Source organism: Microbacterium pygmaeum (assembly GCF_900100885.1).
Classification (GTDB): domain Bacteria; phylum Actinomycetota; class Actinomycetes; order Actinomycetales; family Microbacteriaceae; genus Microbacterium; species Microbacterium pygmaeum.
The window spans coordinates 3,061,477-3,087,187 of sequence record NZ_LT629692.1; the positions used below are offsets into that span (position 1 = coordinate 3,061,477).

A 25,711-nucleotide genomic window follows, 5' to 3' on the forward strand; every position below is an offset into this window, starting at 1 on the left:
GCGTGGGACTCAGGCGATCTGGACGGTCCAGATCGCGAACATCCGCCAGACCATGATGGCCACCGCGAGCGCGGCGATGCCCATGATCACGGTGCTCCAGCGACTGCGTTCCAGCAGCGCCCAGGCGACCGAGGCCGGCGGAAGCAGGGCGGCCGAGACGAGGTAGACCCAGAACTCCAGCAGACTTCCCGTCGGCGGGTTGCCGACGAGCGGCGCGACGACGGCCACGACGATCTGCGCGATCAGCAGCAGTTCGAGCAGCGCCAGGCCGCCCACGCTGAGATCGCTGGGGCGACGGCCGGCGAGTCCGAGGATGATGCACAGCAGGCCCGCCGCTGCGGCGACGATCACCTGCACAAGCGTGAACCACAGGATCACGAAGCGACCTCCTGCGGCATGTTCATGGCGCTCTTGATGTCCTCGCCGCGCCGCTCGACGATGCCGACCAGGACACCGTCGGCATCGATGGCGGCGGCCGGCCGGTTCCGCTGATCCGGATCCAACCGCGCAGCGGCCCCCGCCAGACGCTTGCCGTGCCGGAGGTCGCGCGCCTCGTCGGCGGAGACGGAGACGACACCCAGCACCGCCGATGCCGCCTCACCCGGCGACAGCAGCGGATGGGTCGCCAGGTCCTCCAGAGTCGCCGCACCGGCGACGGCGAACGGCCCGATCCGCGTACGGCGCAGGGCGGTCAGATGGCCGCCGACACCCAACGCGGCGCCGAGATCGCGCGCCAGCGCGCGGATGTAGGTGCCGCTGGTGCAGTCGACCACGACGTCCAGGTCGAGGAACTCCGCGAGAGGCTCCCCGGTCCCTGATCCGTCAGACCCGGTCCCTGAACCTGCCGACGGGCGGCGATGCCCCCGCACGTCGAATCGCGAGACGGTGACCTCGCGTGCCGCGAGCTCGACCTCTTCGCCTGCCCGGGCCAGATCGTACGCGCGCCTGCCGGCGACCTTGATCGCCGACACGCGGCTGGGCACCTGCGAGATGGTGCCGGTGAGCTCGGAGATCCGAGCGGCCACAGCCGCGAGGCTCACGGCCGCAGCATCCGTCCTCGTCTGGATCTCTCCGTCGGCGTCGTCGGTGTCGGTGATCGCTCCGAGCCGGATCGTCGCCTCGTACGTCTTGTCCAGGCCCACCACATATGTCAGGAGCCGCGTCGCGCCGTCCACGCCGAGCACGAGCAGGCCGGTCGCCATCGGGTCCAGCGTGCCGGCGTGACCGATCTTGCGCGTCCCCAGCGCCCGTCGCGCGCGCGCCACGACGTCGTGGCTGGTCATCCCACTCGGCTTGTCGACCAGCAGCACTCCGGCCGTCATCAGCAGTAGTCCAGGAAGACGCGGCGAGGGTGCGCGAGGTCGGCGTTGTCGACGATGACGGATGCCTCGGCGCGAGGCCTGGCCTCCCGGAAGTACAGCGCCTGGCCGTCGCGGTACCGGGCGTTCGTCTCGGCAGCCGGATCCGGATCGGTGCCGTCGCGCAGCGCCATCCGCGCGAACGCGATCTCCTCGGGGACCTCGAGCCAGACCGACCAGTTCCAGACGCCCCGCAGCTCTGGACGGTTCGCGAAGATGCCGTCCACAATCAGCACCGCGTCGCGCGGAGCGGTCACCCACGCCGCTTCGACTGGGGAATCGCGCTGCAGGTCGAACGCGGCCAGCTGGAATCCGGTGGCCCCGCCGGTCTGCGCGCCGTCGCGGAACGGGTCGATCAGCACGCGCCGGAAGGTCGCGTAGTCGTAGGAATCGAGATAGAAGCCCTCGGGCGAGCGGCGGCCGCGGGCGTATCGCTCGGCGCGCGGACGGTGGAAGTCATCGAGCGAAGCGCGGTACACCGCGGAGCCGTCCTCGGCGACCACCTCTGCGAACGCGTCGGCGAAGGTCGACTTGCCCGCGCCGTCGACACCGTCCACGGCGAGGATCACGCGCCCGCCGCGGTTGTTCTGCCGGACCTCGGAACGCAGGTCGCGCAGCAGAGAGGTGGCGGGGGTCGTGGGCAGTCGCACCGTCCTAGCCTACGGTCGCCCGCATAGGCTGATCCGCATGCCCGATCTCGCGACTCCGTTGATCGGGTGGTACCGCACGAATGCCCGAGACCTGCCGTGGCGGCATCCGGGATTCGGCGCGTGGGGAGTCCTCGTCAGCGAGTTCATGCTCCAGCAGACGCAGGTGAGTCGCGTCATCCCGCGCCTGGACGAGTGGCTCAGGCGGTGGCCGGATCCGGCCGCGCTCGCGGCCGACTCCCCTGCCGAGGCCGTGCGCCTGTGGGCGAACCTGGGCTACCCCCGGCGCGCGATCTGGTTGCACCGCGCGGCGGCCCAGATCCGCGACCGGCACGACGGGGTCGTGCCCAGGGACGTCGAGGCGCTGCTCGCGCTGAGCGGGATCGGCGACTACACCGCGCGAGCGGTCGCCGTGTTCGCCTACGGCGACCGGCATCCCGTGGTCGACACGAACACGCGCCGGGTGATCGCGCGCGCCGTGGCCGGACGCGCCCAGCCCGGCCCCCCGGGTCGCCGGGACCTGGCCGCGATGGACGCGCTCCTGCCCCCGGACGACGCAGAGGCGGCGGTGCTGAACGCGGCCACGATGGAACTCGGCGCGACGGTGTGCACTGCACGAGCGCCGAAATGCGACGCATGCCCGATCGCGCATGCGTGCGCCTGGCGGGCTGCCGGCTACCCCGACACCGGTGATGACCGACGCAGGCAGGCGCGGTACGAGGGCAGCGACCGGCAGGCGCGGGGTGCGGTGCTGAGACGACTGCGGGATGCCGGGGCCGACGGCATCCGGACGGACACCGTCCTGCCGGACTGGCCGGACAGTCATCAGCGCGACCGCGCGCTCGCGACCCTCGCCGACGACGGTCTCATCGACCTCGACGGCGCGTTTGTCCGACTCCCCCGCGCGTGAGCCTTCCGCTTCGTCGGAGGAACGCACGAATGTCGGAGGATCCGCGGCGAATCCTCCGACACTCGTGAAATCCTCCGACGGAACTAACCGGCGCGGGGGGCCTCGTCGGCATCAGCCTCGTCGGTGTCCTCGTCGTCGGCGTCAGCCTCGTCGGTGCCCTCGTCGTCGGCGTCGGCCTCATCGAGGTCGCGGGGCTTCACGTACGGGTCGGCGTCCCCGGCGTACTGCGCCGATGCCGCCAGGCCCGCGACGGCCTCATCGCGCTCGCGCGCTTCGCGAAGAAGCGCCGCGATGTGATCGGCGTTCTCCGGGATGGCGTCCAGGAAGAACTCCAGCGTCGGGGTGAGCCGGGTGTTGAGGTTCTTGCCGACCTCACTGCGCAGCATGCCGGTCGCCGACTTGAGGGCGGCGGCGGTGTCGGCGCGAAGCGCCTCATCGCCCATGACCGTGTAGAACACCGACGCGTGCTGCAGATCGCCGGTCACCTTGACGTCGGTGATCGTCACGAAGCCGAGCCGCGGGTCGCGCAGGCCCTTCTCGAGACGTTCCGCGAGGACGACGCGGATGCGATCCGCGACGCGGGCTTGCCGTTCGCCGGCCATGTTCTCTCCCTGGTGGTACTGGTGCGGGGGACGCCCGAAGGCGCCCCCCGCAGGTGATCAGCCTCGAGGCTTCTCGACCATCTCGATGGTCTCGATCTCGTCGCCGATCTGGATGTCGTTGAACTTGCCGAGGCCGATACCGGCTTCGTAGTCCGTGCGCACCTCGGTGACGTCGTCCTTGAACCGACGCAGCGACTCGATGGCCAGGCCGTCGGCGACCACGACGCCGTCGCGGATGACCCGCGCCTTGGCGTTTCGAGTGATCGTGCCCGAGCGGACGATGACACCGGCGATGTTGCCGAACTTCGAGGAGCGGAACACCTCGCGGATCTCGGCCACACCCGACTGCACCTCTTCGAACTCCGGCTTGAGCATGCCCTTGAGAGACTGCTCGACGTCGTCGATCGCGTTGTAGATGACCGAGTAGAACCGGGTGTCCACACCTTCGCGGGAGGCGCGCTCGCGCGCCTTCGTGTCGGGGCGGACGTTGAAGCCGATGATGATCGCGTTGTCGATCGTCGCCAGGTTCACGTCGGACTCGGTGATCGCACCGACACCGCGGTGGATGATCCGCAGCTGCACCGAATCGTCGACCTCGATCTTGAGGAGCGACTCCTCCAGCGCCTCGACGGCACCGGACACGTCGCCCTTGATGATGAGGTTGAGGGATTCGACCTTGCCCTCTTCGAGCGCACGGGTGAAGTCCTCGAGCGAGATGCGCTTGCGGGCCTTGGCCAGCTGCGCGTTGCGCTCCGCCGCTTCACGCTTCTCGGCGATCTGACGGGCGAGACGGTCCTCCTCGGTGACGATGAAGGTGTCACCGGCACGCGGCACCGAGTTGAGTCCCTGCACCTGGACGGGACGCGACGGGTAGGCCTCGAGCACGGCGTCGCCGTTCTCGTCCGCCATCGCACGGACACGGCCGTACGCCGTTCCGGCGACGATCGCATCTCCGACCCGGAGCGTTCCGGACTGGATGAGCACGGTGGCCACCGATCCGCGGCCCTTGTCGAGCTTGGCCTCGATCGCGACACCACGGGCAGCCTTGTTCGGGTTGGCCGTGAGGTCCAGGCCCGCGTCGGCGGTCAGCAGGACGGCATCCAGCAGCTCCTGGATGTTCGTGCCGGCACGAGCCGACACGTCCACGAACTGGACGTCTCCGCCGTACTCCTCGGCGACCAGACCGTATTCGGTCAGCTGCTGACGGACCTTGGCCGGGTTGGCGTCGGGCTTGTCGACCTTGTTCACCGCGACCACGATCGGCACACCGGCCGCCTGGGCGTGGTTGAGCGCCTCCACCGTCTGCGGCATGATGCCGTCGTCGGCGGCGACCACCAGGATCGCGATGTCGGTCACCTGCGCACCGCGAGCACGCATGGCGGTGAACGCCTCGTGACCCGGGGTGTCGATGAAGGTGATCGCGCGCTCGATGCCCTCGTGCTCGGTCCAGACCTGGTACGCACCGATGTGCTGCGTGATACCGCCGGCTTCGCCTGCGACCACGTTGGTCTGGCGGATGGCATCCAGCAGTCGGGTCTTACCGTGGTCGACGTGGCCCATGACGGTCACGACCGGCGGACGGATCTCGAGGTCTTCCTCGTTCTCGTTCTCCAGTTCCGCGCCGAGGTCGAGACCGAAGCCCTCCAGGAGCTCCTTGTCCTCGTCCTCGGGCGAGACCATCTGGATCTTGTAGCCGAGCTCGGCGCCCAGCACCTCGAAGGTGGCCTCGTCCAGCGACTCGGTCGCTGTGGCCATCTCGCCCAGGTTGAACAGGATGGTCACGAGCGTTCCGGGCTGCACGGTGTAGCCGGTCAGCGTCTCGATCTTGTCGGCGAAGTCCGAGATCGACGCGCCGCGGCGCATGCGGATGATCTCGCCGTTTCCGCGCGAGACGTTGACGCCACCGACGACCGGCGCATCCCTCATCTCGAACTCTTGACGCTTCGCCCGACGCGACTTGCGCTGCTTGGACTTGCCGCCGCCCTTGCCGAAGGCACCCGCGGTGCCGCCGCCCGGGCCACGGCCACGACCGCCGGCTCCACCAGGACGCGCGGCGAAGCCGCCACCGGGTGCACCGCCGGGAGCGCCACCGGGGCGCTGGAAGCCGCCACCTGCACCGCCCGGACGACCGGGACCGCCGGGACGCTGCTGGAACGGGGCGCCCGGCCGACCGGCGCCGCCGGGACGCCCCGGACCGCCGGGACGCGCACCGGGAGCACCCGGACGCGGCGCGCCGGGGCGCGGAGCCTGGGGACGGGGGATGTTGCCGGGAGTCGGGCTCGGGCGCTGACCCATGCCCTGCGCGCTGGCGAACGGGTTGTTGCCCGGGCGCGGGCCGGCGGGACGCTGTCCCATGCCCTGCGCGCTCGAGAACGGGTTGTTGCCTGGGCGCGGGCCGCCGGGCGCGGCCGGACGAGCCGCGGGAGCGGCATCAGCCGAAGGCGCGGCCGGGGCTGCGGGAGCCGGGGTGGACGATGCCGGAGCGGCCGGAGCCGTCGGTGCCGGGGTGGCGGGAGCGGATGCCGCGGGGGCGGGCGCCGCGGCCGGGGCCGGAGCCGGTGCCGCAGGGGTCGCGGACGGCGCACTCGGGCGCGGCGCGCCCGGACGGGCGGCTCCGGGGCGTGCAGCACCGGCACGTGCCGGTGCCTTGGCGGCGGACGCCGCGGGAGCCGAAGCAGCCGCGGCCTTGCCTGCGCCATCCGCCTCGAGGGCGGCGCGCAGCTTCCGAGCCACCGGGGGCTCGATGGTCGATGAGGGGCTCTTGACGAATTCGCCGAGCTCCTTGAGCTTTGCAAGAGCGATCTTGCTGTCTACACCGAGTTCGGATGCGATCTCGTGTACGCGTGGTTTGGCAGCCACAATTCTCCTGTCTGGGTTGGTCTACCCAGGCAGGGCAGACCTCAGTCGCGGACGGGTCTCATTTCGAGCCGTTCACTTTGTTTCCATAGCCGTTCAGCCGTTTCTCGAAGGTCTGCGTATCCAGAGGACCTGACACACGCAATGCCCGCACGAAAGCGCGACGCCGGAGTGCGGCATCCACGCATGCATGCGTCTCGTGCACCCACGCGCCCCGTCCCGGCATCGAAGCCCGCTCGTCTGCGACGAGCGAAGATCCGACGGCCACCACTCGCAGGAGTGAGGACCGGGGGGCACGCGTGCGGCATCCGACACACGTTCGTACAGGAACGATCTTACACCTCCGCGCTGGGTGTCCGCCTGCGGTGCGGTGTCCTGCGGACTCAGCCCTCGAGGACACTGTCCGGCTGGATGTCGATCTTCGCGCCGGTCAGCTTCGCCGCCAGTCGGGCGTTCTGCCCCTCTTTGCCGATCGCCAGCGACAACTGGTAGTCGGGCACCAGCGCGCGGACGGCCTTGATGGACGCGTCCAGGATGAAGCTCGAGGTCACCTTGGCGGGCGACAGCGCGTTCGCGACGAACCTGGCCAGCTCCGGGTCGTAGTCAACGATGTCGATCTTCTCGCCGCTGAGCTCCTCGGTGACCGCGCGGACGCGCCGGCCGAGTTCGCCGATGCAGGCGCCCTTCGCGTTGATCGTCGGGTCGTTGGCCTTCACCGCGATCTTCGTGCGGTGACCGGCCTCGCGGGCGAGGGAGACGATCTCGACGAGTCCGGACTGGATCTCGGGGACCTCGAGCGCGAACAGCTTCCGTACCAGGCCCGGGTGGGTGCGCGAGACGGTGATCTGCGGACCCTTCGTGCCCTTGGAGACCGAGGTCACGTAGACCCGCAGACGCGAGCCGTGGGGGTAGCTCTCCCCGGCCACCTGCTCCTCCGGCGGAAGGATGGCCTCGACCGAGCCGAGGTCGACGTGGACCATGCGCGGGTTGGGACCCTGTTGCACGACGCCGGCGACGATGTCGCCCTCTTTCCCGCGGAACTCCCCCAGCACGGCGTCGTCGGCGATGTCGCGCAGGCGCTGGCTGATGACCTGTTTGGCGGCGAAGGCCGCGATGCGGCCGAAGTCGTCGGGAGTCGTCTCCTCCTCGCCGATGATCGCGCCTTCGTCATCGCGCATCGGGAGGAAGATCGCCACGTGACCGGTCTTGCGATCCAGGTGAGCGCGAGCGCCCTCGGGCAGCTCGCCGGTCGCGGTGGTGTGCTTGGCGTAGGCGGTCAGAATCGCCTGCTCGATGATCCGCACGAGTTCGTCGAAGGGGATCTCCTTCTCGCGCTCGATCGTGCGCAGCAGTGACAGATCGATGTCCACTGTGTTCTCCCTATTCAGATGTGTCGCCGGCGCGTCCCGCGCAGGCATCCTTCCAAGGTACCGGATGCCGCTTCCGCAGATGCTGGGAACTGCTGCGCCCCGGGCGGGCGTCAAGACCGTTCCGCGCGTCGAGAGGCGGCCCTAGGCTCTGTCCGTGTCCAGTGACGTCAAGAAGGTCGCCCGGAAGGCCGAGTCGAGCACGCCGTTGCGGGCGGTGGCCCGCGCCGGCTACGCCGCGAACGGCCTCGTGCACATCCTCATCGGTGTGATCACGCTGGTGCTCGCGTTCGGCGGCGACGGGGAGAGCGACCAGGCCGGGGCGCTCAATGCCATCGCGGCTGCGCCGTTCGGGTTCGTGCTGCTCTGGGTGCTCGCCATCGCACTGTGGGCGCTGGGCCTCTGGCACCTCTTCGAAGGCGTCCTGGTCAGCGCCCCGGCTTCGACGTCGTCGGACGGCACCGTGGAGACGGCCAAGCGGCAGGGATCCAAGTGGGGCAGGCGCATATCGGAGTGGGGTCAGGCGGTCGTCTTCGTCGCGCTGGGCCTGATCGCAGCGGTCGTCGCCCTCGGCGCGCGTGTGGACAGCGAGCAGTCGACCGAGGATGTCAGCCGCGGCGTCCTGTCGATTCCCGGCGGGCCGATCGTGCTGGGCCTGATCGGGCTCGGCGTCGGCATCGGCGGCGTGTCCTTCATCGTGATGGGGTTCCTGCGCAGCTTCGAGAAGAAGATGTCCATCCCGGCCGGGGGCATCGGCCCGGCCGTCAAGACGCTCGGCATCGTCGGCTTCATCGCGAAGGGCATCGCGCTGGTGATCGTGGGCATCCTGCTGCTGGTCGCCTCCGTCAAGGTCGATCCCGCCGCGGCCGGCGGTCTGGACGGGGCGATGACCGCACTGCTGGCCCTCCCGTACGGTCCGTGGCTGGCCGGGGCTGTGGGTGTCGGGCTCATCGCCTACGGCGTGTTCTGCTTCTTCCGTGCGCGGTTCGCCCGGCTCTGAGCAGGCCTCGGATCCGCTAAGCCGCAGCATCCGCCCTGTCAATGCCCTGGTGCGCCCGCATCGCGGCGAGCAGGCTCGGGTCATGACTGAAACCACCCCCGAAGAAGTGACCGGCACCGAGGCGATCGCGCGCGTGAAGGAGCTCGTCGAAGACATCGACTTCACGATGATGACCACCCAGGACGCGGCCGGGAACCTCGTCAGCCGCCCGATGAGCACGCGCCAGATGGACGACGACGGCGACATCTGGTTCTTCACGCTGGAAGACACCAAGAAGGTCGCCGAAGCGCAGGCCGACCCCGACCACGACGTGGGTCTGTCCTACCTCGACGCCAAGGGATACCGCTTCGTCTCGATCGCCGGCCGCGGCAGCGTTGTGCGGGACGAGGCGAAGATGAAGGAGCTCTACACGACCGATCTCGACATCTGGTTCGAGGACGGCTTGGACACACCCGGCGTCGTCCTGTTGAAGGTCACGCCGAAGGTGTGCGAGTTCTGGGAGCCGCGGCACGGCAAGATCGTCGCCGCCGCAGGCATGCTCAAGGCGCTCATCACCAAGGACACGCCCGACGACATGATGCGCCACGGCCGCGTGTCCTGCTGAGGGCTCCGCTCAGCGCGCGGTCAACTGCGCGAGCGCGTCGGCGATCGGAACCGTCTCCCGGTCGCCGGTACGGCGGTCCCACAGCTCTACCTGTCCGTCCACAGCACCGCGGCCCACGATGACGATCTTCGGGACTCCGATGATCTCCGCATCGCCGAACTTGACGCCCGGCGAGACCTTGGGCCGATCGTCGTAGAGCACGTCGACACCGGCCGCCTCGAGATCAGCCGCCAGCTTCTCGGCGACCTCGAACACGGTGGCGTCCTTACCGGCAGCCACCACGTGCACGTCGAACGGCGCGACGGAGGGGGGCCACATGAGACCCTTCGCGTCGTTGTTCAGCTCCGCGATGATCGCCAGGATCCGGGTCACGCCGATGCCGTACGAGCCCATCGTCACGGTGACGAGCTTGCCGTTCTCGTCGAGGACCTTCAGTCCCAGCGTCTCGGCGAAGAAGCGCCCGAGCTGGAAGACGTGCCCGATCTCCATGCCGCGGGCGAGCTCGACAGGCCCCGAGCCGTCCGGAGCGGGGTCGCCTGCGCGCACGTTTGCGACCTCGACGTAGCCGTCGGTCGAGAAGTCACGACCGGCGACGAGCGAGTGCACGTGCTTCTGATCGATGTTCGCGCCGGTGATCCACGACGTGCCGTCGACGACGCGAGGATCCAGCAGGAAGCGGATGCCGGTGGCCGACTCCTCCCCGAGGATCGCGCCGGTCTCCGACCAGGGGCCGATGTAGCCCTTGACCAGCAGTGGGTTGCGCTCGAAGTCCTCGGCGGTCGCCGCCTCCACGGCAGCGGGCGCAAAGGCGACCTCGGCGCGCTTGTCGTCGATGTCGCGGTCACCGGGGATGCCGACGATGACCAGCTCACGCGTGCCGTCGACGTGGGTGAGCGCGAGCACGACGTTCTTCAGCGTGTGCGCAGCAGTCCACTCGCCGTCGGCGGGAGCATCGAGCGAAGCGTTCGCGTGATCGACGAGTGTGGCGATCGTCGGCGTGTTCGGTGAGTCGAAGACCACGGGTGCAGGGAGTCCATCGAACGGGATCGCGTCGGGCACGACGGTCGTGAAGGCCTCGACGTTCGCGGCGAAGCCGCCGGATGAGCGCACGAAGGTGTCTTCGCCGATCGGCGTCGGGTGCAGGAACTCCTCGCTGCGCGCCCCGCCCATGAGACCGTTGTCGGCGGCGACGATGACGTATTCGAGACCGAGCCGCGTGAAGATGCGCTCGTACGCGTCGCGCTGCGCCTGATATGAGGCATCCAGCCCCTCATCCGTGGAGTCGAACGAGTACGCGTCCTTCATCGTGAACTCGCGGCCGCGCAGCAGCCCCGCTCGCGGGCGGGCTTCGTCGCGGTACTTGTCCTGGATCTGATAGATCGCCAGCGGCAGATCTTTGTACGACGAGTAGAGATCCTTCACGAGGAGCGTGAAGAGCTCCTCGTGCGTCGGCGCGAGCAGGTAGTCGGCGTCCTTCCGGTCCTTCAGGCGGAAGATGCCGTTGCCATAGGTCTCCCAGCGGCCGGATTGCTCATACGGGTCGCGGGGCACCAGCGCGGGGAAGTGCACCTCGTACGCCCCGGCGCCTGCCATCTCTTCGCGGATGATCGCCTCGATCTTCGCCTTCACCCGCAGACCCAGCGGCAGCCACGCGAAGATCCCCGGTGCCTGGCGGCGGATGTAACCGGCGCGGACGAGCCACCGATGCGACGCGACCTCGGCATCAGCCGGGTCTTCGCGAAGGGTGCGGAGGAAGAACGTAGAGAGACGTGTGACCACGAGGATCAAGCTTACGGATGCCGCGGCCCGGCCGTCGCCAGAGCTGGCAGCCAGTCGATCGATGCCGAGTTCTTCTGCGCCCGGTATCGATCGAGCCCGTCCGCACCCTTCTCCTGCGCCCACGGCCGCATGATGTCGCGGTCGGCGACGAACTCCATCACAGGGACGCCCCAGCCGCAGGCGTCGGCGACGCGGTCCACATCCACCACGATCACCGCTCTGGCGCCGAGGTGGCCCGGATGCTCGGCGGCGACGCGCTCGAACAGCTCGTCGCCCTGCATGAGCACCCGGCCCGAGCCGTGCAGCCGCACGATGCGCGGCCGCGCATCGAACGAGCAGAACATCAGGCACACCCGACCGTTCTCGGTGAGGTGCGCGATGGTCTCCACGCCGCTGCCGGTGAGATAGAGCCACGCCACGGTGTGCTCGTCCAGGATGCTGAGCCCCCTCCGAGGATACGCACGTAGCCTGGGCCGGTGACCAGAGCACTCCTGACCGGATTCGAACCGTTCGGCACGGACGCGGTGAACCCTTCTGGCCTGGCCGTACGGCGGGTTGCCGCGAGGTGGCGCGGCCCGGGCGAGCTGATCACCGCCGTGCTTCCGGTCACGTTCGCGGACGCCCCTGCAGCCCTGCGCTCCCTCCTCGAGGAGCATCAGCCCGATCTCGTGATCGCGACCGGTCTGGCCGGCGACCGCTCCGCGGTCACACCCGAGCGCGTCGCCGTGAACCTCGTCGACGCGCGGATCCCCGACAACGCGGACCGGCGGCCGATCGACGAGCCGGTGCTGCGCGGCGGCCCGGCGGCCTACTTCTCGACCCTGCCGGTGAAGGCGATCGCGCGGGACATCCGCACGGCCGGCATCCCCGCCGAGCTGTCGCATTCGGCGGGGAGCTTCGTGTGCAACCAGGTCTTCTACGCGGCGATGGCCGCGACCGCCGCGACGCCGGAGGTGCGCGCCGGATTCGTGCACGTGCCGTGGTCGAGCGAGCACGCGCCCGGCGGCGCGCCGTCCCTTCCTCTGGATGCGATCGTCATGGCGATCGAGATCGCGCTGCTCACCAGCATCCGCTCGACGCACCATGCGCGGATCGCGGGCGGAACGATCTCCTGACGGCGCGGGTCAGCGGAACAGCCCGCTGTACGCGTTGAGTGCGAGCTGACCGCCGAGGTGCGCGTACAGGACGTTGCTCGTCGCGGGGATCTCTCTGGAGGTCACCAGATCGATGAGGCCGGCCAGTGACTTGCCCTCGTAGACGGGGTCGGTGATCATCGCCTCGAGTGAGCCGCCCAGGCGGATCGCATCGAGCGTGGATTCGACCGGGATGCCGTACAGGTCGCCCGCCCAGCCCTCGAGGATCGTGATCTCGTCCTCGCGCAGGTCGCGCCCGAGGCCGATCAGCTCGGCGGTGTTGCGGGCGATGCGCTCGACCTGGGCGCGGGTCTTGTCGATCGTCGCCGATGCGTCGATGCCGATGACCCGGCGGGGGCGGTCCTGGCCGGCGAAGCCGGCGATCATGCCGGCGTGCGTCGAGCCGGTGACGGTGCAGACGATGATCGTGTCGAAGAAGACGCCGAGCTCGCGCTCCTGCTGCTGCACCTCGTACGTCCAGTTGGCGAAGCCGAGTCCGCCCAGGCGGTGATCGGAGGCACCGGCCGGGATGGCGTAGGGCGTGCCGCCGTCCGCGATCACCTCGTCGATCGCCTGCTGCCAGCTGGAGCGGATGCCGATGTCGAAGCCCGCGGAGTCGAGGGTGACCTTCGCACCCATGATCCGCGAGAGCTGGATGTTGCCCACTCGGTCGCTCAGCGGGTCCGGCCATTCGACCCAGTTCTCCTGGACGAGGCGTGCCTTGAGCCCCAGCTTCGCCGCGACCGCAGCGACCTGACGGGTGTGGTTGGACTGGTATCCGCCGATCGAGACGAGGGTGTCGGCGCCCTGGGCGAGCGCCTCCGGGATGAGGTACTCGAGCTTGCGGGTCTTGTTGCCGCCGAAGGCGAGACCGCTGTTCACGTCTTCGCGCTTGGCCCAGATCTGCGCGCCGCCGAGGTGCTGCGTCAGACGCGGCAGGTGGTGGATCGGGCTCGGTCCGAAGGTGAGCGGGTAGCGCTCGAAGTCGGTGATCGGCATGGAGGTTCCTTCATCGTCGCGGCTGCGGGTTCGCCGTCACGCTATCTCAATATTTTGGATATTGCATTTCGCGCTGAGCCGAGCGCAGTACGCGTCCCCGCCGAGGCACGTGCGTCGGAGGATGTGACGAACGTCGGATGATTCGCTCGGAATCCTCCTACGCACGCGAAATCCTCCGAACATCGGAGGCGTTCACGCCACAGCGGAGCGTCGCGGGGGCGACGCGACGCCGGCGCGAGGCGTGACGGATGCCGCCGCTGGACGCATGTCAGCGCGAGGCGAGCGGATGCCGCGCCCGGCGCGCGTCAGCTCGTGACGACCTGCGCCGTCCCGATCGTGGCCTCGGGACCCATCTCGTCGGCGATCCGGCGCGCCTCCTCGATGAGGGTCGCCACGATCTCGGACTCGGGAACGGTCTTGACGACCTGGCCCTTCACGAAGATCTGCCCCTTGCCGTTACCGGATGCGACCCCGAGATCGGCTTCGCGCGCCTCGCCGGGGCCGTTGACGACGCAACCCATGACGGCGACCCGGAGTGGGACGGTCACGTCCTTGAGCCCCTCGGTCACGTTGTCGGCCAGCGTGTAGACATCCACCTGCGCGCGGCCGCACGACGGGCACGACACGATCTCGAGCTTGCGTTCGCGGAGGTTCAGCGACTGCAGGATCTGGTGGCCGACCTTGACCTCTTCGGCCGGCGGGGCCGACAGGGAGACTCGGATGGTGTCGCCGATCCCCTCGCCGAGCAGGATGCCGAACGCCGTCGCGCTCTTGATGGTGCCCTGGAAGGCGGGGCCGGCCTCGGTCACGCCGAGGTGCAGCGGCCAATCCCCCATCTCGGCGAGAAGGCGGTAGGCCTTCACCATGATCACCGGGTCGTTGTGCTTGACGGAGATCTTGAAGTCGTGGAAGTCATGCTCCTCGAACAGACTCGCCTCCCAGCGGGCGCTCTCGGCGAGCGCCTCGGGAGTGGCCTTGCCGTACTTCTCCAGCAGACGCGGGTCGAGCGAGCCCGCGTTGACTCCGATGCGCAGCGAGACACCGGCATCCGAGGCGGCTCTTGCGATCGCGCCGACCTGATCGTCGAACTTGCGGATGTTGCCGGGGTTCACGCGGACCGCGGCGCAACCGGCGTCGATGGCCTGGAAGACGTACTTCGGCTGGAAATGTATGTCGGCGATCACCGGGATCTGGCTCTTCTTGGCGATGATGTGCAGCACGTCCGCATCGTCCTGCGAGGGCACGGCGACGCGCACGATCTCGCAACCGGACGCCGTGAGCTCGGCGATCTGCTGCAGCGTCGCGTTGATGTTCGTGGTCGGCGTCGTGCACATCGACTGCACGCTGATCGGGGCGTTGCCGCCGACGAGCACCTTGCCCACTTTGATCTGCCGGGACTTGCGGCGGGGAGCGAGGGTTTCGGGGACCTTGGGCATCCCGAGATTCACAGCTGGCACGTGATCCAGCCTACGCCGCGCACCTGAGCGCGGGCGCGACGGGAGACCGTCGTTCAGGAACCCTTGAGGCGATCCATCTCGCTCTGGATCTGCGCCTCGCTGGGAGTGCCCGATCCGCCGCCGAACGCGCTCACGGCGGAGAAGACGACCGCGATGCCGATTCCGGCGATGGGCCAGACCGGCCAGAAGCCTCCGGAGGAGGGTCCGCCGGTCAGAAGCCAGATCACGGTGAACAGTGCCGAGAGCACCACCCAGGTGATCAACAGGGAGTAGAAGCCTCGTTTGGCCTTGAGGCTGTGCAGGGCGCGGTCACGGAGTTGGTCGTCGCTCATGGGCGTCAGACTACTGAACCCCAGCGGCGGGCTCGAGCATTTTCGACGCCGGAGGGCATTCCGGCCGTGTGGTAACGTCACGGCATGCACGCGAACCGCAGCTGGTGGCCCGCCCGTTGAGGCGGTGTGTTCGCGTTCCCTGAAACTCGAAAGACCGCCCGAGGGCGGTCTTTCTGCATTGAGCGACCGCCTGACCCGATGAAAGGCCGGCGATGACCCCGTCATCCTCACCCCTCGGCGCCGTGCTGGACGGCGACGTGCCGTTCGCGCTGATCGCCCGCGACCCCAGCACCGTCGAGCTGCTCACGGGTGAGGTCGTGGACGTCGACCTCCTCGCGGACATTCCGCTGACGGATGCCTCGGGCGCCCCCCGCGAGGTTCTCGCCCTCGTCCCGTACCGGCAGGTGCGCGAGCGCGGTTTCGTGTGCCACGACGACGGCGCTCCCCTGCGCTGCCTGGTGGTGACCGATCACATCGCGCTCCCGCGCGCCGAGGTGCTCGCCGCGCTCCCGGCGAGCCCGGTGCCGCTGCAGGACGCCGGTTTCGACATCGCCGACGAGGACTACGCCGACATCGTGCGCCGCGTCATCGCCGACGAGATCGGGCGTGGCGAGGGAGCGAACTTCGTGATCCGCCGCGACTTCACCGCCACCGTCGAGGCGCCAGGGGTCACCGCGGCGCTGACCTGGTTCCGGGCACTCCTCGAGCACGAGCGCGGCGCCTACTGGACGTTCGCCGTCGTCACCCCGGGACACATCGCCGTGGGCGCGAGCCCGGAGGCCCACGTGAGCGCCTGCGACGGCGTCGTGACGATGAACCCGATCTCGGGCACCTTCCGCCATCCCGCCGGTGGCGCCACCGCGCAGACCCTCACCGAGTTCCTGCGGTCGACCAAGGAGACCGAAGAGCTGTTCATGGTCGTCGACGAGGAGCTGAAGATGATGAGCGCCGTCTGCTCGGACGGCGGACGCATCACCGGCCCGCACCTGAAGGAGATGTCGCGCCTCACGCACACCGAATACGTGCTGCGCGGTCGCAGCAGACTCGACCCGCGCGACATCCTCCGCGAGACGATGTTCGCACCGACCGTCACCGGATCGCCGATGCAGAACGCCTGCACGGTGATCGCCCGGCACGAGCAGGCTCCGCGCGGCTACTACTCCGGTGTCGCCGCGCTGTTCACGCCGCGGTCTCAGGCCGGTGCTGAGACGACATCGGCCGACGGCGTGACGCACGATCTGGACGCACCGATCCTGATCCGCACCGCGTATCTGGTCGACGGCACGCTGCGGGTGCCGGTCGGGGCCACCCTGGTGCGTCACTCCGACCCGATGGGCGAGGTCAACGAGACGCACGGCAAGGCGGCGGGCGTACTCGGGGCGATCGGCGCCATCCCCCGCGACGCTCCCGCACCGGACCCGGACGCCCCGGCGATCCCGGTCTCGCTCGGAGACGATCCCGACATCGCGGCTCTGCTCTCCTCCCGCAACGCCCGGCTCGCCGCATTCTGGCTCAACCCGCAGGCCACCGCCGGAGAGGGGCCCTTCGCCGGTCGCTCCGCGATCGTCGTCGATGCGGAGGATCGCTTCACAACGATGCTCGCCCACCAGCTGCGCCACCTCGGGCTGGACGCGCAGATCGTGCACTGGAGCGCCGTGACCGACGACCAGCTCGTCGAGGCCGACCTCGTCGTCTCCGGGCCCGGACCGGGCGATCCGCGGGAGCCGGGCAGCGCGAGGCTCCGTCGGATGCGCGATGTCGTCGCGCGTCGGCGAGCCACCGGCCGGCCGCTGCTGGCAGTGTGCCTGAGCCACCAGATCCTCGCCGACTCGTTCGGGATCGCCCTGGCACCGCTGGATGCACCCCATCAGGGACTTCAGAAGACCGTGGACGTCTTCGGCACGCCGGCATCCATCGGCTTCTACAACACCTTCACCGCGCGGGTCGAGCCGGGCACGACCGCGGTCGGCGAGGCTGAGGTCGCCGCCGACCAGCTCTCGGGCGACGTCTACGCTCTGCGAGGGCCCGGGTTCGCGTCGGTGCAGGGGCACCTGGAATCGATCCTGTCGCGCGACGGGATGACGACGCTCGAGCGGCTGGTCTGGCTCGCATTGGCTCCGGTCGACGCCTGAGACGGCGGCCCACTCGGCCGGCGCGACGACTCAGCGGCGCTCACGAGCCGCGAGGAGTCGACGCTCGGCGTCGTTCGCGGTCAGCTCCCGCGCGCGCGTGGCGGCATCCATCGCTTCCCCCTCCCGTCCGAGCCTGCCGAGCAGGTGTCCGCGCACCGCGTGGAAGAGGTGATAGGCGGACAGCTCCGCTGCCAGCGCGTCGACCTCGGTGAGCGCAGCGCCAGGACCTTCGATCTCGGCGAGCGCGACCGCCCGGTTCAGTCGCACGATGGGCGAGCGGTCGTAGGTCAGCAGCAGGTCGTACAGGGTCAGCACCTGCAGCCAATCGGTGTCGTCCGGTCTCGCGGCATCCGCATGGCAGGCGGCGATCGCCGCCTGCAGCTGCCAGCGCCCTGGCCTGCGCAGCGCCGCCGCGGCATCGAGCGCTGCCCTGCCCTCAGCGACGAGGGCGGCGTCCCACTTCCGGCGGTCCTGATCGGCCAGCAGCACGAGTTCGCCGCCGACCGCCCGAGCGGTCTCCCGAGCTCGGTGCAGCAGGAGGAGCGCGAGCATTCCCTGCGCCTCCGCCTCGCGCGGCAGGGCGCGCGCCAGCACTCGGGCGAGCCAGAGCGCGTCGTCTGCGAGGTCGCGGTCGGCGGCGGCACCTCCTCCGATGGGCAGCTGCGCCTCGGTGTACATGACCGAGACCACGGTCAGCACGATGTCCAGGCGCGGAGCGCGCTCGGCGGGCTCGGGGATGCGGATCGGGATGCCGGCTGCGCCGACCTTGCGCTTGGCACGGACGATCCGCTGGGCAACGGCCGCGTCGGTGCTCAGCGTCGCGCGCGCGATCTGCGCCGTCGTCAGACCGCAGATCACACGGAGCGTCAGCGCGAGCTGCGCCTCGGGTGAGAGCGCCGGGTGGCAGCAGCCGAAGAGCATGGCGATCCGCTCGTCCGGCTCCGACGGCTCGTCGGGAGGCTGGATCGTCGCAGGCTCGGCCAGGAGCGCCAGCTTCGAGCGGAAGCGTGCTTCCCGCCGCAGTCGGTCCAGAGCATCGTGGCGGGCGGCCACGGTGAGCCAGGCACCGGGATTCGGCGGAAGACCGCGCACCCGCCAGGTGCGCAGCGCCTCCTCCACCGCACCGGCGACCGCGTCTTCGGCGATGTCGAGGTCGCCGATCCACGCGGTGAGCGCGGCGACGATGCGCGCGTACTCCTCACGCACGACGCGGCTGAGGAGCAGATCGGATGCCGCGGCCGGCGACCGGCCGGCTTCCCGGTGCGGCTCGGCCGCGGCATCCGCCTCGTTCACGCCTCGAACTGGCTGTAGTCCACGACCATCGGCCGGATCTCGACCGAGTTGCCGGGCAGCTGCAGCATCGGCCACGTCTTCACCACCGCGATGGCCTCATCGAGGTCGGCGACATCCAGGACGCTGAAGCCGCCGATGACCTCCTTCGCCTCGGAGAACGGGCCGTCGACGACGACCGGCGCGGCGCCGGCGTTCTTGACGGTGGTGGCCGTGGTGACCGGCTGCAGTTCAGCGCCCGAGTCGGCGAACTTGTCGCCGTGCTCCTCGAACCAGACGTAGACCTGGCGGTAGACCTCCTCCGCGCGTTCGGGCGGCACGGCGGAATCCAGCTCTGGCGTACTGGCGAACATGATGACGTACTTCACGGCGAGTCCTTTCGTCAGGGGAACCGTTTCATCCCTGCAGCGAACGGACAAGCCCGTTTTCGACACGACCGGCGGGAATTCCTCGGATTCAGAGGATCGTCAGCGGATTGAAGATGTCGGCGAGGATCAGGATCGCGCCCATTCCGATGAGCGCGATCACCACCACGAACGTCACGGGCACCAGCTTCGTCGCATCGACAGGCTTCGGAGGCGGGCGGCGGAAGACCTTCGCCCAGGTCCGCTTGATGCCGTCCCACAGCGCGACCACGATGTGACCGCCGTCCAGCGGCAGCAGCGGGACGAGGTTGAACACGAACAGGGCGACATTGAGGGAGGCGAGCAGTCCGAGGAAGCCCGCGACGCGATTGAGGATGGGGGCATCGGATGCTGCGACCTCGCCGGACAGGCGGCCCGCGCCCACGACGCTGAGCGGTCCGTTCGGGTCGCGCTCGCCGCCGGTGAACAGGCTGACGCCGGTCTCGTAGACCTTGACCGGGAGCTGCCAGATGATCCCACTCACCGCGCCGACATTCTCGATCGCCGCGGCGGGACCGGCCCAGATCGGCTGCCGGAGATACTCGACCTCCTGACGCATCCCGACGATTCCGACCTGCTCGGTCACTGGCGCGCCGTTGGCGTCGGTGACCACGCGCCCGGCATCATCGGTGACCGCGCGGGGAACCGCGATGGGCGTCATGGTCAGTGTTCGCGGCGAGCCGTCGCGTTCCACGACGAGGCTGATCTGCTGGGCGGGTGAGTTCTGGATGACCTCGAACACCTCGGCGAACGTCTCGACGGGCCGACCGTTCACCGCGACGACGACATCGCCCGGCTGCATGCCCGCGGCTGCGGCCGGGGCGACCGGGTCGTCGGCGCCGCACTCGGTGCGCCCTGCATCCGCCGGGATGATGCACTCGCTGACGCTGGAGACGGTGGTGGTCGCCGTCTGCACGCCGATGCCGGAGAGCAGGATCGCGAACAGCACGATCGCGAACAGCAGATTCATCACCGGTCCGCCGAGCATGATCACGACGCGCTTGAAGACCGGGAGCTTGTAGAAGACGTGCTCGTCCTCGTCGGTCAGCAGCGTCTCGTCGTTGGCGGCACGCGCATCCTGCACCATCGTGGCGAAGAAGCCGCCGCCGGCCCGCCCGGCGCGCTGCCGCCCGGGCACGGCACGCGCGGTGTCCTTCGGTGACGGCGGGTACATCCCCGCCATCGAGATGTAGCCGCCGAGCGGGATCGCCTTGAAGCCGTATTCGGTCGAGCCGATGCGACGCGACCAGATCGTCGGCCCGAAGCCGATCATGTACTGGCCGACACGGACGCCGAACTTCTTGGCGGGGACGAGGTGCCCGAGCTCGTGGAGCGCGATCGAGACGGCGAGTCCTACGACCAGCAGGACGACGCCGATGACGAATGCGAGAACGCTCACACGCACACGCTACCCCCGCCGTGCTTTGAATCAGCCCGGAGTGCTGGGGGCAGCACGCCGGGAACGCACTGCCGAGAGCGGGAAGAGCAGAATGGGGCACATGGCCGCTCCGCACCGCCCGGGTCTCCGGGTCGCGCCGGGGATCATCATCCCCGAGGCGGAGCTGTCCTGGCGGTTCTCACGATCGTCCGGTCCGGGCGGCCAGGGGGTCAACACCGCCGACTCCCGAGTGGAACTGCTGTGGGATGCCGCGGGCTCGAACATCCTCTCCCCGTCGCAGCGCGAGCGTCTCCTCGATCGTCTGCGCGGGCGCCTCGTGGACGGCGTCATCGTGATCGCAGCATCCGAGCATCGCTCTCAGCTGCGCAACCGCGACGCGGCGCGAGCGCGTCTTGCCGCCATCGTGGCCGACGCGCTCAGACCGCCGGCTCCTGTCCGGCGACCGACCGCGCCGAGCCGCGGCGCGAAGAAGCGACGGCTCGAAGCAAAGCGTCGCCGTACCGACCTCAAGCAGCTGCGCCGGCCGCCGACCGACTGATCGCGTGCCGCTCAGTCGCGCGGCAGCGCCCGATGCGCCCTCCAGGCGCGGAGCATGTCGACGTGCGCGCCACCCGGGTGGTCGGCGTGCCAGCGCCGCGAGAAGCGATTGAGCTCGAACTGCTCGGCCGGCTCGGCGTCCGAGCGCCGCGGCTCACCCCACAGCCCCGCCAGCTGATCCAGCGTGATCCCGCCCGCGGCGACGGCATCGCGCATCGTCGCATCGAATCGGAACGACGGACCGATCCGACCCCGCAGCCAGAGTCGCAGGGACTGCGTGCACCGCTGACCCGGCTCGAGGAGGGTGCTGCCGGCGAGGTGGGCAGGCAGCGCGTCCTTCCGGGCGATCCGCTGCACCGGCTGACGTCCGCGCCCGGCCAGGTGCGCCGCGATCCGCTCTCGCAGCTCGATCTTGCCGCCGCCGGTGGGCAATCCCGCCGCACGGGCCATCGTCGTGAGCTCAGACTTCAGCCAGTACCAGCGGCGCAGCGTGCGCTCATCGGCGACCTCCGTCGGTCGCGGTCTCGTCTCCTGCTCCCCCACGTCGCAACACTCCCACAGCCCTCGGACACGGCGGCGGATAGGCTGGACGGACTGCCCGCGCCCGACCCGGAGGACCCGTGACCGCTCGATCGCTGCGCGCCGTCCGCGGCGTCACCGCAGCGGCTGTCGCGACGTTTCTTGCCGCCGTCTCCCACACCCTCGGCGGCGGAACCGCCCCGTCGTTCCCTGTCATCGCCGCCGTCGTCCTGCTCGCTGCTCCCATGGCCACCGCGATCGTCGGAACCAGACTCGCCCGCTGGCGATTGGCCATCGCGGTGGCGCTGAGCCAGATCGCCTTCCACGCCGCGTTCAGCGTCGTGGCCGGCATGTCGCCGACCGGCTCGGTCACATCGATGGCGCACGACCATACGCAGTCGGCTCTGTCGTCGGCGGCCCCGTCGATGGGCGCGACCGTGGGCCCGCTCATGCTCCTGGCCCACGTGATCGCCGCGATCGTATCGATCGTGATCCTCCATCGCGGCGAGCGCGCCGCGCGGACGCTGCTGCGTCTCGTCGTCGACGTCCTCGCGGCGCGCACGCGCGAGATCGTGCCGCCCGAAGGCATGGGGATGCCTCGGCCCGCGGCATCCGTTCCGGTTCGCGTGCCGCTGACGCGGCTGTCCGAAGTCATCCTCCGGCGCGGACCACCCGTCTCTCTCGCGACCTCCTAGCGCCCGCGCATCCGCGCCGGCGCTTCTGCGCGCACCCGGCCATCGCCGGTGCGTATGCCGTCGCGCGCTGCGTCCGCAGCGCGCCGGCCGAACGAGAGATGAGACATGACCACCACTGAAACAACCCCTGCCCGCCGCGCGAGGCGCACCGGCACCGTCAGCGCCGGCCTCGCCCTGGCCGCCGGCCTCGTGCTGGCCGCGCCCCTGGCCGCCTCCGCCCATGTGACCGTCAGCCCCGACGAGGCGTCCGCGGGCGACTCCGCGGTCCTCACGTTCGCCTTCAGCCACGGCTGTGAACAGTCGCCGACGAGCTCGCTCACCATCGACGTGCCCGACGGCGTCGCCTCGATCGCGCCGCAGATCGAGCCCGGGTGGTCGATCCAACGCCTGGGAGGCAATGAGGGGATCCCTGATCAGATCGTCTTCACCGCCGACGCTCCCGTCGAATCCGGCCTGCGGGCGACCGTCACCATCCAGGTGAACTTCAGCGAGGACGTCGCAGGCGACACGGTCGCGTTCCCGGTCGTCCAGACGTGCGTGGACGGGAAGACGGAATGGACGCAGATCGCCGAGGAGGGTGAGGATCCGCACGATCTGGATGCCCCTGCGCCGACCGTCCTCGTCGCCGCCTCGACGATGGGGGACCATCGCGGCGGGGCGCCGGCCGCTCACGACGAGTCCGCGGATGACACCGCCGGCCAGGCGGCGACCGTCGACGCATCCGCCGCCGATCCGACCCCGATCGTCCTGGGCGCGGCCGGGCTCGCGCTCGGCGTCGCCGCGCTCGCTGTCGCGATCATCGCGCTGCGCCGCACACGGTCCCGGATGCTCCCCCGGAACTGACCCGAGCCGATCGCGCGGATGGTGTCGACGCACCATCCGCGCGGTCGGGCCGCGTACGCGGCGCCGCCGGGACCGGATGAGAAGATGGATGCGCCATGGCGATCGACCCCTCACCCAACCTGCCCCCCGTGCTGCGACCGGACTCACCGCCGGCGCACTCACTGGAGGCGCTCGCGGCGCGGTTCGCGCGGGAGACCCGCGGACAGCTGACCGGAACCGAGCTCACCGGGATCACGCTGGCCACAGCCGATCTGCTCCCGGGCGACGTGTTCGTCGCCGTCCAGGGCGTGAACCGGCACGGCGCGGAATTCGCCGCGACCGCGGCGGAGAAAGGTGCGGTCGCGGTGGTCACCGATGCCGCCGGCGCCGATGTCGCCGAATCGACCGGACTGCCGGTGCTCGTCGTCGATGACCCGCGCGGCATCCTCGGCGAGCTCTCGGCGTGGGTCTACAGCACCGGCCGCGACGATTCCCTGCCGATCCTGTTCGGCACCACCGGCACGAACGGCAAGACCAGCGTCTCCCACCTGCTGGAAGGGATCCTCGGTCAGCTCGGCGCGGTCACCGGTCTGTCCTCGACTGCGGAGCGCCACATCGCGGGGCACACCATCGTGTCGCGCCTCACCACGCCCGAGGCGTACGAGATGCACGCGCTGCTCGCACTCATGCGGGAACGGGGCGTCGAGGCCGTTGCTGTGGAGGTGAGCGCGCAGGCGCTCAGCCGGCGGCGCGTGGACGGCATCGTGTTCGATGTCGCCGGCTTCACGAACCTCTCCCACGACCACCTCGACGACTACGCCGACATGCGCGAGTACTTCGAGGCGAAGCTGCCGCTGTTCAGACCCGACCGGGCGCGCCGTGCGGTCATCTGCCTCGACTCGTCCTTCGCCCCGGAGGTCGTGCAGCGCTGCGAAGTGCCCTCCGTGACCATCGGAACGCCCGCCATCGCGGCGGATCCGGCGAGTGCGGGCCAGGCGGACTGGATCGTGGAGATCCTCGACGAGCGGCCTGGAGGCACCGAATTCCGCCTCATCGCGCGCGACGGACGATCGCTCACGACGGTGGTTCCGGTGATCGGGCGTCACATGGCGGCGAACGCCGGCCTTGCGATCGTGATGATCCTCGAGGGCGGATACGCGTGGGACGCACTGGTCGCCGCGCTGGACGGCGGCCGCATCGATGCCTACCTGCCCGGCCGGACACAGCTGGTCTCCGGCGACCGTGGCCCCGCCGTGTACGTAGATTTCGGTCACTCCCCCGATGCATTCGAGAAGACGCTCGCTGCGATCCGCCGTGTGACACCGGGCCGGGTGCTGATGCTGTTCGGCGCCGACGGCGACCGCGACGCGACGAAGCGACACGACATGGGCCGCACCGCCGTCGAGGGCAGCGACATCCTGGTCGTCACCGATCATCATCCTCGTTTCGAGGACATCGCCTCCATCCGCGCCACGCTCATCGAGGGAGCCCGCAGAGCACGTCCGGACGCGGAGATCCACGAGTACTCGCCGCCGGAACGGGCGATCGTGGAGGCGGTCGCGCTTGTCGGAGACGGCGACGCGATCCTCTGGGCGGGGCCGGGTCATCAGGACTATCGCGACATCCGTGGCGTACGCACGCCGTACTCCGCGCGCGAACTGGCCCGGCGCGCGCTCCGTGACGCCGGCTGGCCCGTGCCCGAGCCGCACTGGCCAGTGCCCTATCCGGACTAATCCGGCCTATCGGCCCGAACGCCGCCGCACATCAGACCTGCGCGATCGCGCGGTCCGCAGCATCCCGAGCCCAGCCTTCCGTCTCGGCCAGCGACTCGCGCGTCAGCGCCTGCGGCGGCTCGTGCGCGTCGACGACGCGCTCGATCAGGTCGACGATCCCGGTGAAGGGCAGGCGTCCGTCGTGGAAGGCGTCCACAGCCTGCTCGTTGGCGGCGTTGAACACCGCCGGGTAGGTGCCTCCGGCGCGACCGACGCGCTTGGCCAATCGCATTGCGGGGAAGGCGTCGTCATCGAGTGGTTCGAAGGTCCAGGATGCCGCAACCGTCCAATCGAGAGGCGTGCCCACGCCTCCCACCCGGTTCGGCCAGTCCAGTCCGAGCGAGATGGGCAGGCGCATGTCGGGCGGTGATGCCTGTGCGATCGTCGACCCGTCGACGAACTCGACCATGGAGTGCACGACCGACTGCGGGTGCACGACGACGTCGATGTCGGCGTAGGCCACGTCGAACAGGAGGTGTGCCTCGATGACTTCGAGGCCCTTGTTGACCAGGGTCGCGGAGTTGGTGGTGACGACACGGCCCATGTCCCACGTCGGGTGAGCCAGCGCCTCGGCTGGGGTGACCTCGGCCAGCGATGCACGGGAGCGCCCCCGGAACGGCCCGCCGGACGCGGTGAGCACCAGCCGCCGCACCTCGGTGCGCTCACCCGCGCGCAGCGCCTGGGCGATGGCCGAATGCTCGGAGTCGACCGGCACGATCTGACCGGGCCGTGCGATCGCGGTGACGAGGTCGCCTCCGACGATGAGCGATTCCTTGTTGGCGAGCGCGAGGGTTCGTCCGCACTCCAGGGCGGCAAGCGTCGGCCCGAGACCGACGGATCCGGTGATGCCGTTCAGGACGACGTCGGCCTCGACATCGCGGACGAGGTGTTCGGCCTCGATGGCACCGAGCGCGGTGTGCTCGACCTGGAACGCCGCGGCCTGCTCGGCGAGCGTCGCGCGGTCGGTCCCAGCGGCGAGACCGACGACGTCGAACCGGCGGGGGTTGGCGCGGATGACCTCCAGCGCCTGCGTGCCGATCGAACCGGTCGAGCCCAGAATCACCACGCGCCGCATCCCGTCAGCCTAGCGGCGGGTG

General features: G+C 69.9%; 26 protein-coding genes. 9 read left to right on the forward strand and 17 right to left on the reverse strand.

Features of this window, described 5'->3' with window-relative positions:
- Positions 1 to 9 precede the first annotated feature (9 nt).
- The 3 genes from BLT19_RS14725 to BLT19_RS14735 are packed head-to-tail and all read right to left on the reverse strand — an operon-like array spanning position 10 to position 2,008.
- On the reverse strand, positions 10 to 378 hold the full coding sequence (locus tag BLT19_RS14725) for a hypothetical protein (RefSeq protein ID WP_091491745.1): 369 nt from the start codon (positions 376 to 378) through the stop codon (positions 10 to 12).
- On the reverse strand, positions 375 to 1,322 hold the full coding sequence (gene truB, locus BLT19_RS14730; RefSeq protein ID WP_091491748.1) for a tRNA pseudouridine(55) synthase TruB: 948 nt from the start codon (positions 1,320 to 1,322) through the stop codon (positions 375 to 377). Before truB ends, BLT19_RS14725 begins: the two co-directional genes overlap by 4 nt.
- Positions 1,322 to 2,008, reverse strand: coding sequence for a nucleoside/nucleotide kinase family protein (locus tag BLT19_RS14735; protein ID WP_091491751.1), 687 nt, complete (start codon positions 2,006 to 2,008; stop codon positions 1,322 to 1,324). Before BLT19_RS14735 ends, truB begins: the two co-directional genes overlap by 1 nt.
- 37 nt (positions 2,009 to 2,045) lie before the next feature.
- Here BLT19_RS14735 and BLT19_RS14740 point away from each other — a divergent pair, with 37 nt between their 5' ends.
- The gene (locus BLT19_RS14740) at positions 2,046 to 2,915 is read left to right on the forward strand and encodes an HhH-GPD family protein (protein WP_091491753.1); all 870 of its coding nucleotides are present in this window, start codon (positions 2,046 to 2,048) and stop codon (positions 2,913 to 2,915) included.
- Between the two features lie 83 nt (positions 2,916 to 2,998).
- Here the strand turns inward: BLT19_RS14740 and rbfA are convergent, their stop codons facing one another.
- The 4 genes from rbfA to nusA are packed head-to-tail and all read right to left on the reverse strand — an operon-like array spanning position 2,999 to position 7,743.
- A complete protein-coding gene (gene rbfA / locus BLT19_RS14745) occupies positions 2,999 to 3,517 on the reverse strand; it encodes a 30S ribosome-binding factor RbfA (RefSeq protein WP_091491755.1) in 519 nt (172 codons plus the stop codon).
- A gap of 57 nt (positions 3,518 to 3,574) precedes the next feature.
- Positions 3,575 to 6,376 carry a translation initiation factor IF-2 gene (infB, locus tag BLT19_RS14750; RefSeq protein WP_091491757.1) on the reverse strand — a complete coding sequence of 934 codons (2,802 nt, stop codon included), beginning with the start codon at positions 6,374 to 6,376 and terminating at the stop codon, positions 3,575 to 3,577.
- A gap of 58 nt (positions 6,377 to 6,434) precedes the next feature.
- Positions 6,435 to 6,773 carry a YlxR family protein gene (locus tag BLT19_RS18155; RefSeq protein WP_269457415.1) on the reverse strand — a complete coding sequence of 113 codons (339 nt, stop codon included), beginning with the start codon at positions 6,771 to 6,773 and terminating at the stop codon, positions 6,435 to 6,437.
- Positions 6,757 to 7,743, reverse strand: coding sequence for a transcription termination factor NusA (gene nusA / locus BLT19_RS14760; RefSeq protein ID WP_091491759.1), 987 nt, complete (start codon positions 7,741 to 7,743; stop codon positions 6,757 to 6,759). The genes BLT19_RS18155 and nusA overlap by 17 nt, the downstream gene beginning before the upstream one ends.
- A gap of 154 nt (positions 7,744 to 7,897) precedes the next feature.
- On the opposite strand from nusA, the gene BLT19_RS14765 reads away from it, so the two are divergent.
- Positions 7,898 to 8,740 (forward strand): DUF1206 domain-containing protein, encoded by an 843-nt coding sequence (locus BLT19_RS14765; RefSeq protein ID WP_091491762.1) that lies wholly within the window; start codon positions 7,898 to 7,900, stop codon positions 8,738 to 8,740.
- Between the two features lie 82 nt (positions 8,741 to 8,822).
- Positions 8,823 to 9,344 carry a pyridoxamine 5'-phosphate oxidase family protein gene (locus tag BLT19_RS14770; RefSeq protein WP_091491764.1) on the forward strand — a complete coding sequence of 174 codons (522 nt, stop codon included), beginning with the start codon at positions 8,823 to 8,825 and terminating at the stop codon, positions 9,342 to 9,344.
- Positions 9,345 to 9,353: 9 nt separating this feature from the next.
- Here the strand turns inward: BLT19_RS14770 and BLT19_RS14775 are convergent, their stop codons facing one another.
- Positions 9,354 to 11,123, reverse strand: coding sequence for a proline--tRNA ligase (locus tag BLT19_RS14775; protein ID WP_091491766.1), 1,770 nt, complete (start codon positions 11,121 to 11,123; stop codon positions 9,354 to 9,356).
- 11 nt (positions 11,124 to 11,134) lie between these two features.
- Positions 11,135 to 11,542: a pyridoxamine 5'-phosphate oxidase family protein gene (locus BLT19_RS14780; protein ID WP_091491769.1), complete on the reverse strand. Its 408-nt coding sequence runs from the start codon at positions 11,540 to 11,542 to the stop codon at positions 11,135 to 11,137.
- A 57-nt stretch (positions 11,543 to 11,599) separates the two neighbouring features.
- Between BLT19_RS14780 and pcp the strand changes: the two genes are divergently transcribed.
- Entirely contained in the window at positions 11,600 to 12,238 is a 639-nt protein-coding gene (gene pcp, locus BLT19_RS14785; RefSeq protein WP_091491771.1) for a pyroglutamyl-peptidase I, read from the forward strand.
- A 9-nt stretch (positions 12,239 to 12,247) separates the two neighbouring features.
- Here pcp and BLT19_RS14790 read toward each other — a convergent pair whose 3' ends face one another.
- The 3 genes from BLT19_RS14790 to BLT19_RS17710 all read right to left on the reverse strand — a co-directional run bounded on the left by BLT19_RS14790 (position 12,248) and on the right by BLT19_RS17710 (position 15,044).
- Complete coding sequence (locus BLT19_RS14790) at positions 12,248 to 13,255, reverse strand: 1-aminocyclopropane-1-carboxylate deaminase (RefSeq protein WP_091491774.1); 1,008 nt, start codon at positions 13,253 to 13,255, stop codon at positions 12,248 to 12,250.
- A gap of 305 nt (positions 13,256 to 13,560) precedes the next feature.
- A complete protein-coding gene (gene ispG / locus BLT19_RS14795; RefSeq protein WP_172825641.1) occupies positions 13,561 to 14,712 on the reverse strand; it encodes a flavodoxin-dependent (E)-4-hydroxy-3-methylbut-2-enyl-diphosphate synthase in 1,152 nt (383 codons plus the stop codon).
- 53 nt (positions 14,713 to 14,765) lie between these two features.
- A complete protein-coding gene (locus BLT19_RS17710) occupies positions 14,766 to 15,044 on the reverse strand; it encodes a 2TM domain-containing protein (protein ID WP_157681869.1) in 279 nt (92 codons plus the stop codon).
- A 212-nt stretch (positions 15,045 to 15,256) separates the two neighbouring features.
- Here BLT19_RS17710 and BLT19_RS14805 point away from each other — a divergent pair, with 212 nt between their 5' ends.
- Complete coding sequence (locus tag BLT19_RS14805) at positions 15,257 to 17,176, forward strand: anthranilate synthase family protein (protein ID WP_091491782.1); 1,920 nt, start codon at positions 15,257 to 15,259, stop codon at positions 17,174 to 17,176.
- A 30-nt stretch (positions 17,177 to 17,206) separates the two neighbouring features.
- Here BLT19_RS14805 and BLT19_RS14810 read toward each other — a convergent pair whose 3' ends face one another.
- The 3 genes from BLT19_RS14810 to BLT19_RS14820 all read right to left on the reverse strand — a co-directional run bounded on the left by BLT19_RS14810 (position 17,207) and on the right by BLT19_RS14820 (position 20,269).
- Positions 17,207 to 18,469 (reverse strand): RNA polymerase sigma factor, encoded by a 1,263-nt coding sequence (locus BLT19_RS14810; RefSeq protein ID WP_091491785.1) that lies wholly within the window; start codon positions 18,467 to 18,469, stop codon positions 17,207 to 17,209.
- Positions 18,466 to 18,834, reverse strand: a complete 369-nt coding sequence (locus BLT19_RS14815; protein WP_091491788.1) for a YciI family protein — start codon at positions 18,832 to 18,834, stop codon at positions 18,466 to 18,468. The genes BLT19_RS14810 and BLT19_RS14815 overlap by 4 nt, the downstream gene beginning before the upstream one ends.
- 88 nt (positions 18,835 to 18,922) lie before the next feature.
- Complete coding sequence (locus tag BLT19_RS14820) at positions 18,923 to 20,269, reverse strand: M50 family metallopeptidase (RefSeq protein ID WP_091491791.1); 1,347 nt, start codon at positions 20,267 to 20,269, stop codon at positions 18,923 to 18,925.
- A gap of 100 nt (positions 20,270 to 20,369) precedes the next feature.
- Here BLT19_RS14820 and arfB point away from each other — a divergent pair, with 100 nt between their 5' ends.
- A complete protein-coding gene (gene arfB, locus BLT19_RS14825) occupies positions 20,370 to 20,807 on the forward strand; it encodes an alternative ribosome rescue aminoacyl-tRNA hydrolase ArfB (RefSeq protein ID WP_091491793.1) in 438 nt (145 codons plus the stop codon).
- Between the two features lie 11 nt (positions 20,808 to 20,818).
- Here the strand turns inward: arfB and BLT19_RS14830 are convergent, their stop codons facing one another.
- Positions 20,819 to 21,349, reverse strand: a complete 531-nt coding sequence (locus BLT19_RS14830) for an SAP domain-containing protein (RefSeq protein ID WP_091491796.1) — start codon at positions 21,347 to 21,349, stop codon at positions 20,819 to 20,821.
- Between the two features lie 77 nt (positions 21,350 to 21,426).
- Here BLT19_RS14830 and BLT19_RS14835 point away from each other — a divergent pair, with 77 nt between their 5' ends.
- The 3 genes from BLT19_RS14835 to BLT19_RS14845 all read left to right on the forward strand — a co-directional run bounded on the left by BLT19_RS14835 (position 21,427) and on the right by BLT19_RS14845 (position 24,575).
- Positions 21,427 to 22,020 (forward strand): hypothetical protein, encoded by a 594-nt coding sequence (locus BLT19_RS14835; RefSeq protein ID WP_091491798.1) that lies wholly within the window; start codon positions 21,427 to 21,429, stop codon positions 22,018 to 22,020.
- A 105-nt stretch (positions 22,021 to 22,125) separates the two neighbouring features.
- The gene (locus tag BLT19_RS14840; protein ID WP_091491801.1) at positions 22,126 to 22,863 is read left to right on the forward strand and encodes a DUF1775 domain-containing protein; all 738 of its coding nucleotides are present in this window, start codon (positions 22,126 to 22,128) and stop codon (positions 22,861 to 22,863) included.
- 95 nt (positions 22,864 to 22,958) lie between these two features.
- Positions 22,959 to 24,575 carry a Mur ligase family protein gene (locus tag BLT19_RS14845; protein ID WP_172825642.1) on the forward strand — a complete coding sequence of 539 codons (1,617 nt, stop codon included), beginning with the start codon at positions 22,959 to 22,961 and terminating at the stop codon, positions 24,573 to 24,575.
- A gap of 31 nt (positions 24,576 to 24,606) precedes the next feature.
- Here the strand turns inward: BLT19_RS14845 and dxr are convergent, their stop codons facing one another.
- Positions 24,607 to 25,689: a 1-deoxy-D-xylulose-5-phosphate reductoisomerase gene (dxr, locus tag BLT19_RS14850; protein ID WP_091491803.1), complete on the reverse strand. Its 1,083-nt coding sequence runs from the start codon at positions 25,687 to 25,689 to the stop codon at positions 24,607 to 24,609.
- Between the last annotated feature and the right edge of the window lie 22 nt (positions 25,690 to 25,711).